The organism is Shewanella sp., from assembly GCF_041630135.1.
GTDB lineage: Bacteria > Pseudomonadota > Gammaproteobacteria > Enterobacterales > Shewanellaceae > Shewanella.
This window is the reverse complement of the sequence record NZ_JBFKLW010000099.1, coordinates 1-7,882: the sequence shown is the minus strand read 5'-3', so window position 1 is coordinate 7,882 and position 7,882 is coordinate 1. Positions and strand designations below refer to the sequence as shown.

The window sequence follows — 7,882 nt, the reverse complement described above, 5'->3', positions numbered from 1 at the left end:
ATGAGCTTTGTCTCAGCCCCCATGACTGACATACAGGCTAATCGCACTGCGGATATCATATTCAAACAGACTGCGACCACACCGCCAAAGATGTATTGCTGGAAAATTCTCGAGTCAGTCAGTGGCCAAACCATAGGCATAATAGCGTTAACTCGAATGAAGGCTGACTACCCTTCTATGCTGGAGATAGGTGCTCTGAGCTTTCCCGCATTTTATGGTAAGGGCTTTATTCCCGAGGCCATGAATACTGTCTGTGAATTCGGCCTAAAACTGAGTGAAATAACCGGCATATACGCAAAATTTCAGCAGGATCACCAGGCCTCTTATTCAATAACCAGAAAAACAGGCTTCACCTTACCCAAGCAGTGCAAAACATCGACTGAATACCTTGAGTGCTTTCGGACGACGTGAGTGTGAATTCACTGTTTTCAATTTGCTTTCAGCCTGTTAATTTAGCCCCATGATTTGTTTTGGACTTTCAGGAAAGTCTTTTGTCAGGAAGCCTCGTCTGTGTCGGCACCGGTATCTTGCTGGGCGGACACCTAAGCCCCCTCGCCCAAAACCTGATTGAACAGGCCGATGTGGTATTCAGCGGCATGTCAGACGGTTTTACCGAGCTCTGGATTGAAGGGCTAGCCAAGGATACCCGCAGCCTGCAACAGCACTACGCCGACGGCAAATCCCGTAACCTCACCTACAACGAGATGGTCGATGCCATGCTCACTGAGGTGCGTTTGGGTAAAAAGGTGGTGGGCGCCTTTTATGGTCACCCCGGTATTTTCGCCAAGGCGCCCCACGAAGCCATTGCCACAGCCCGCACCGAAGGCTTTGAGGCGCGGATGATTCCGGGCATTTCCGCCGAAGATTGCCTCTATGCGGATTTGGGGCTGGACCCCGGCAAAACCGGCTGCCAGCACTTTGAAACCACCCAGTTGATGCTGTATCAGCGCCGAATCGACCCCAGCGCACTGCTGGTGCTGTGGCAACCGGCATTAGCCGGTGACCTAACCCTGGGCATTCGCCCCACCGGCAGCGCCGAGCGCGAACTCTTGGTAGAACTCTTAAGCCAGGACTACCCGCTTAATCACGAGTGCATCCTCTATGAGGCCGCCACCACGGCGCTGCACAGTACCCGTATCGAGCGCCTGCCATTAAGTGCCCTGCCCCAGGCCAAACTGGAGCTGCACACCACCCTGGTGCTGCCTCCAAGTCAGCCGCTCACGCCCAACAGCCAGCTGCGTGCCCGCCTGCAAGCGCTGGCAGGCGTACAAACGCAAGGGACCCCGCAGGGCGCCACTGTACTGCCCTTTTCACGCAAAAAAGCGAACTCACCACAAGGAAAACAAGATGAATCAAGCTGTTGAAATTTTGGCAAAACTTGGCAGCAATACTGCCGTTTCCCTCGATACCCTGCCTGCTCACATCGCCGCCATAATCGAGGCCAAAGACATCGAAGCCCTGAAGGCCGAGCTTGATGTGGCACCTGACATTGTCTGCTTCTTGTTCCCCGCTGAAGATGAAGAACAGCAGGAAACTGAGCAAGAAGAGGACAAAGATACTCAAGCAAACCGGTTGAGTTATGCCATTGCTTAAATATTTACTGCTATTACTGACGGCTTGTTTATTTCAAGTCGTCAGCAACGTATCACATGCAGAGTCATGGCTTGAAAAGCTAGAAACTGCCGATGAAATACGTTCAAGTGATCCTGAAAAGTTTCAAAGCATATTGCTGGAAACCTCGGATAACCTGAGTAGCTTGTCTCCTTATGAGCGGGACTACCTGTCGTATTTACAAGCTTATGAGTTAACGTTTAAGGGTAAATTTGCACTGGGCATGGCCGCCTTTGAGACTCTCGCTAAAACAACTACCAGTGGCGAGATAAAAGTTAGATCCCTTCTGACTCTTACGAATGCATATGCAATTCAGCGACGTTGGAATGAAGGTCTGGAAACACTCGCTCAAGTGCAGTCACTTCTTGCTACGGTAAATAATTCTGAAATTAAGATTCAGGCCATTGCAACGTCAGGAATTTTTTACAACGAAATTGGCCAGTATGAGTTGGCACAAGATTATAGTGAACGATTGAAGCGGATCTCTTCTTCAGCGAGAAATGCGTGCGTTGCCGAGCAATTAATGTTTGAAGCACTTGTTAAATCACATGCACAAGATAGTGAGTTAATCGCCAAGTTCGAGAGCGGTAGTTCTCTGTGTTTATCAGCCAAAGAAAACGTAGCTTTTTCAATAATAATTCGCCTATACGCTCAATATTTGCTGGAAACACACAATCACCCCCAAGCAGCCAAATCTCTTCTTGATGAAAACGAACCGCAAGTATTAAACGCCAAATACGCCCCTGTCATTGCCATTTACCAAAGCCTGCAGGCCAAGGCCAACTGGGAGCTGGGGCAGCAGGAAAAGGCCTATCAACAGGCATTGGCCGTGAGCCAATCGCCAGCAGCGGTCAATGCGCTGGAAGCCCTTATCCGTGCCAACAAGGTGCTGTTTGATTATCACAGCAGTCGCGGTAACAGTGAGGCGGCGCTGGATGCCTATATCAAGTACGCCGAAGCCGACAAGGCCTATCTGGACGAGGTGAAAACCAAGACGCTGGCGTTTCAGTTGGCCCAGCACCAGAGCCTGGAGCAGCAAAACAAAATTGCCCTGCTGGATGAGCAAAACAAGCTACTCAAGGTGCAACAGCGACTCGACACCGCCGAGAGATTCAATAGCCGGTTGATGATTGGCGCACTCCTGAGTGTGATTTTGGGGCTTATTACCTGGGGTTGGCATTCTCTTAAAAATCAAAGGCGTTTAAAGCAGTTAGCCGAATACGACAGCCTGACAGGCCTCCTTAGCCGAGGCCACTTTACTGAGGTGGCGCACAGCGCCCTCAATTATGTCCAAAACCTCAAGGCACCGGTCAGCTGTGTGCTGTTTGATGTGGATCACTTCAAGCGCATCAACGACAGTTTTGGCCACAGTACCGGCGACTGGGCGCTGAAACAGGTGGCAAGCCTGTGCAAGCAGCAGGTACGGGAGTTTGAGATATTCGGTCGCATCGGCGGTGAAGAATTTTGCCTGCTGTTGCCCGAGTGCGATTTGCACCATGCCACAGAGATAGCCGAGAAGCTGCGTCATGCCCTGGCAAACTGCGACACCCTTGCCTGCGGTCACGATTTCGTACTGACTGCAAGCTTTGGGGTAACCGACTCCACTCTCGCGGGCTATTCGCTGGATATACTGCTGGCTCAGGCCGATAAGGCCATGTACAGCGCCAAACACGGCGGCCGGAATCAGGTTAAAGCATATTGCCCTGCAAAGGACAAACTGAGCAGTGACAACGCCAGCCCCCCTCAGCAGCCCAGCACCAAGGGAAATGGCGGAGCGCTGCCCGGATGACATGGGAACCGAGCCCTAAAGCTCAGCTCACTCTGTTAAACCCATAACCTCGAAGCAAAAAGGCCGCTCAATGAGCGGCCTTCGTTTTCTGCAATGACAGTATATTGCTGATGCTTAGTCTTTCAAAAGCTCTGCGATGGTCAGCACCCCATGGGTAGTGGCACCGGCGGCCCACAGCGCCCCTGCACTGTCTTCGAATGAGCCGGCAAGGTCGATGTGCAGCCACTTGGCATCTTCACGCACAAAGCGCCACAGGAAGCCCGCCGCGTTGGAGGCACCACCGGCACCACCACCTTTCACAGGACGGCTGTTGGCAGTGTCGGCATAGGCAGATGGGCACATGTCTTTATGCCATGGATCCAGCGGCAGGGGCCACACCCGCTCGGCCACAGCACTTGCCTTGGTTTTGGCCAGCTCAAGCACGGCAGTATCGGGGGAGAAAATAGCGTTGTAGTTGCCGCCCACGGCCATCACAGCGGCACCGGTCAGGGTTGCTGCATCGATAATGAAAGGCGCGCCGGTGGCAGAAGCCGCCTGCAGACCATCTGCCAGCACCAGACGGCCCTCTGCGTCGGTATTCACCACTTCAACGGTGACGCCGTTTTTGTAGGTAAGTATGTCACCAAGCTTATAGGCGCGGCCGCTGACCAGGTTCTCTGCGCAGCACAAAAACAGCTTCACGCGCTTGTTAAGGCCGTTTTTAATCGCCAGCCCCAGGGCGCCGGTAACAGTGGCGGCGCCGCCCATGTCACATTTCATGTTAAGCATGCCTTCGCTGGCTTTAAGGCTATAACCGCCGGAATCGAAGGTAATACCTTTGCCAACCAGTGCCACAGACACAGGGGCATCGTCACCCAGCGGGTTGAAGTCCAGCTCCAGCATCGCCGGTGGACGCTCGCTGCCGCGGCCAACCGCATGCACACCAATCCACTGCTCTTCGAGAAGCTGCTCTCCTTCGATAATCCGGAAACTCACCTTGTCGCCGCCAAGCTGTTTCAGCCAATTGGCAGCGAGAGTCGCCAGCTTCACCGGCGGCAGGTTTTCAGGGGTTTCGTTGGTCAGCTGACGCACAAAGCGGGCAGCTTCCATACGCTGCTCCAGCGCTTGACGCAGGCTATCATCACCGCTCCAACTGAGATCCCAGCCCGCTTTGGCGGTCACGAAGCCCTGAGCAAACTGCCACTGAGCATCTATATCCCAACCTTCACCGTCCAGCGCCACCTTATTGATTCCCTGCGAGCGTAACTTGCGGGCTGCCATCTGGATTTGACGCAGGCGGTCAGCACCTTGCAGATGAATACGGGCAGCATCCCCTTCGAAGCTGATATCGGCCTTGCCCCAATGGGCAGCAGCGGCCTCATTGGTGAGGCAAACGCGCATTGCTTGAGTCATCTTATTTCCTTCTTATGTGATTCTTTTATGGTCGTGATGGGCTTACGCCGGGGCGTGCCAGGTTGCCAATCAGTGTAACCCATTGGCTCTGTTGCCCCAAGAGGCTGCCAACTGGCCGTACACTGATGGCAGATTTGGGGTACACTCGGGCACTGATTTTTCCCTGCCAAGGACAGTAGATGAAATATCCGGCGCCACTGCAACAGGCCATACTTATCACCCGCTATAAACGTTTTTTAGCCGATGTCAGTTTGAGTGATGGCAGCCAAATCACCCTGCACTGCCCCAACACAGGCTCGATGAAAAATTGCCTTTACCCGGGCAGGCGGGTGTGGTTTTCCACCTCAGATAATCCCAAGCGCAAATACGCCAGCACCTGGGAATTGGCCGAGGACGATAGCGGCAATCTGATTGGCATCAACACCGGCCGCGCCAACCAACTTGCCGAAGAAGCCATTGCCAGCGGCGCTATTACGCAGCTCAGCGGCTATGACCTTATTCGCCGGGAAGTGAAATACGGAAATGAAAACAGCCGGATAGACATACTACTTAGCGGTAAGGACTTGCCAGATTGCTACATTGAGGTGAAAAGCTGCACCTTGCTGGAAGGAGACACAGGCTTTTTCCCCGATGCGGTATCCACCCGTGGCCAAAAGCATTTGCGGGAACTGATGGAAATGAAGGCCCTGAGCCACCGAGCGGTATTGCTGTTTGTAGTGCAGCATCAGGGAATCAACAAGGTGGCACCGGCCGACCACATCGATGCCAAATATGGCCAACTGTTAAGGCAGGCGATGGCAGCCGGCGTTGAAGTGCTGGCCTATGGTTGCACCATGAACAGTGAGTCGTTGCAGCTTACGAACGACCTGCCATTTACGGCATAAAAAGCCGAAAAAGCGACCGTAAAATTTGAAAAGAACGGGATAAGCGGACATCATCAAAGAATTAACTGCAGCGTTGGCAAAAAGTTTGCCACTCCGGTTTTATTTTGATATAGATAGCGGCCGTTCTAAGTGACGCCCGAACAACGCAAAGAATACAGGAGATGCGTTATGCCTGAAGGCACTAAAAAACTTGGCGTACTCGCTATCGCAGGTGTTGAGCCTTACCAGGAGCAATCTGGCGAGGAGTATATGAACGACAAGCAGCTGGGTCATTTCAAGAAGATCCTTGAAGCATGGCGTAACCAGCTGCGCGAAGAAGTCGACCGTACCCTTTCACACATGCAAGATGAAGCCGCCAACTTCCCCGACCCAGTCGACCGAGCCGCTCAGGAAGAGGAGTTCAGTCTGGAGCTGCGTGCCCGCGACAGAGAACGTAAACTGATCAAGAAAATTGAGAAGACCCTGCAGAAGATTGAAGATGATGACTTCGGCTTCTGTGATTCCTGTGGTGTTGAAATCGGTATCCGCCGTCTCGAAGCACGTCCCACCGCGGACCTGTGCATCGACTGTAAGACGCTGGCCGAAATCAAAGAAAAGCAGATGGCCGGTTAATCTTAACCAGCATGCAATTGAGCGGGGCTTAGGCCCCGCTTGGTATTTCAGGAACCTGTTAAAAGCGCCATGTCCAATCCGCCCTACATTGGCCGTTTTGCCCCCTCTCCTTCCGGCTCACTGCATTTTGGCTCACTGATTGCTGCGCTGGGCAGTTATTTACGTGCCCGTAGCCTGGGGGGACTGTGGCTGGTGCGAATTGAAGATATAGACCCGCCCCGCGAGGTGCCCGGTGCAGCCGATGACATCTTGCGCACTTTAGAGGCTTTCGGTCTCAACTGGGATGGCGAGCTTGTATACCAAAGCCAGCGTACCGGTGCCTATCAGGCCAAAATCGATACCTTACTTGCCAATGGCGATGCCTATTTTTGCCAATGCACCCGCAAACAAATACAAGCCATGGGCGGCGTTTACGATGGCCGCTGCCAGCATCTGGGGCATCAAAGCGGCGCTATCCGCATCAAAAATCACGCCCGGGTGGCACATTTTCAGGATGGTTTGATGGGCGAGGTTCGGGTAAGCCATGATTTTGCTGCCGAAGACTTTATCATCAAACGCAGCGATGGCCTGTATGCCTATCAACTTGCAGTCGTGATGGACGATGCCGAGGCAGGCATTACTGAAGTGGTGCGTGGCTGCGACCTGATTGAGGCCAGTTGCCGTCAGCTGAGTCTGTTTAGCCAGTTTGGTTTCAAGACACCCGACTATATTCACCTGCCGCTGGCCTGCGCCGATGTGGGATTTAAGCTGTCAAAACAAAACCATGCCACGCCGGTAAGTAAAGACTCCCCCATGCCGGCACTGCGGGCGGCGCTGGCATTTTTAGGCCAACAGGTGCCCGATGCCGCCTGTCCCCAAAGTCTGTTGAGTCAGGCAGTGATGGACTTTTCGCTTAGCCGTATTCCAACCCAGCGGGAAATCCTGATTGACAGCGACAGCTAAGGCGCCGGCATGCTGTCAATTACCCCCATTTGGGGTTATCATAGCCACCAGATTTTTAACCCCCTAAACTGACGTCACGAGGTGTACCATTTTTCGCCGTATCACTCAGTTCTGTAAGCAACTGTTTGCCGAGAACGAACAGCCACACGCCACAGAATCGACTCAGGGAACCGCTCAAACCGAACAGGGGCTGAGTCTCGGTATCTTCACCCGCAACGACCACACCATCTCGCGCAAGAACATCAGTGAAAATGCGCTTAAGGTGCTCTATCGCCTTAACAAAGCCGGTTATGAGGCTTTTTTGGTTGGCGGAGGTGTCCGCGACCTGCTGCTGGGCATGGAACCCAAAGATTTTGACGTGGTGACCAACGCCACACCGGAAGATATCAAAAAGCTGTTTCGTAACTGCCGTCTGGTGGGCCGTCGTTTCCGTCTGGCCCATATTGTATTTGGACGCGACGTGATTGAAGTGGCCACCTTCCGTGGACACCATTCCGACGAAGCAGGCGAGAAAATTTCCAAGGCCAATGCCGAAGGACGTCTGCTGCGTGACAACGTCTATGGCAGCATTGATGAAGATGCCGAGCGCCGTGACTTTACTGTTAACGCCCTCTACTACGATATCAGTGATTACTCTATCCGCAGCTACGGT

General features: G+C 53.2%; 8 protein-coding genes and 1 pseudogene. 8 read left to right on the top strand and 1 reads right to left on the bottom strand.

Going from position 1 to position 7,882, the window contains the following annotated elements; all coding sequences use genetic code 11:
• The 4 genes from ABYK60_RS17870 to ABYK60_RS17855 all read left to right on the top strand — a co-directional run.
• The coding region (locus tag ABYK60_RS17870; RefSeq protein WP_372873357.1) for a GNAT family N-acetyltransferase at positions 1-411 on the top strand (411 nt) is incomplete at its 5' end.
• A gap of 80 nt (positions 412-491) precedes the next feature.
• Positions 492-1,364 (top strand): SAM-dependent methyltransferase, encoded by an 873-nt coding sequence (locus ABYK60_RS17865; RefSeq protein ID WP_372873356.1) that lies wholly within the window; start codon positions 492-494, stop codon positions 1,362-1,364.
• Complete coding sequence (locus ABYK60_RS17860; RefSeq protein ID WP_372873355.1) at positions 1,348-1,593, top strand: hypothetical protein; 246 nt, start codon at positions 1,348-1,350, stop codon at positions 1,591-1,593. The genes ABYK60_RS17865 and ABYK60_RS17860 overlap by 17 nt, the downstream gene beginning before the upstream one ends.
• A 541-nt stretch (positions 1,594-2,134) precedes the next feature.
• A complete protein-coding gene (locus tag ABYK60_RS17855; RefSeq protein ID WP_372873354.1) occupies positions 2,135-3,400 on the top strand; it encodes a GGDEF domain-containing protein in 1,266 nt (421 codons plus the stop codon).
• A gap of 114 nt (positions 3,401-3,514) precedes the next feature.
• On the opposite strand, the gene pepB is transcribed toward ABYK60_RS17855, so the two are convergent.
• Positions 3,515-4,792 carry an aminopeptidase PepB gene (gene pepB / locus ABYK60_RS17850; RefSeq protein ID WP_372873353.1) on the bottom strand — a complete coding sequence of 426 codons (1,278 nt, stop codon included), beginning with the start codon at positions 4,790-4,792 and terminating at the stop codon, positions 3,515-3,517.
• A gap of 179 nt (positions 4,793-4,971) precedes the next feature.
• On the opposite strand from pepB, the gene sfsA reads away from it, so the two are divergent.
• From sfsA to ABYK60_RS17830, 4 genes and pseudogenes are all read left to right on the top strand, one after another.
• A complete protein-coding gene (sfsA, locus tag ABYK60_RS17845) occupies positions 4,972-5,676 on the top strand; it encodes a DNA/RNA nuclease SfsA (RefSeq protein ID WP_372873352.1) in 705 nt (234 codons plus the stop codon).
• Between the two features lie 168 nt (positions 5,677-5,844).
• The gene (gene dksA / locus ABYK60_RS17840; RefSeq protein WP_372873351.1) at positions 5,845-6,288 is read left to right on the top strand and encodes an RNA polymerase-binding protein DksA; all 444 of its coding nucleotides are present in this window, start codon (positions 5,845-5,847) and stop codon (positions 6,286-6,288) included.
• A 69-nt stretch (positions 6,289-6,357) separates the two neighbouring features.
• The gene (gene gluQRS / locus ABYK60_RS17835; RefSeq protein WP_372873350.1) at positions 6,358-7,230 is read left to right on the top strand and encodes a tRNA glutamyl-Q(34) synthetase GluQRS; all 873 of its coding nucleotides are present in this window, start codon (positions 6,358-6,360) and stop codon (positions 7,228-7,230) included.
• Positions 7,231-7,420: 190 nt separating this feature from the next.
• Positions 7,421-7,882 (top strand): annotated as a pseudogene (locus ABYK60_RS17830) (polynucleotide adenylyltransferase PcnB); the annotation flags it as partial.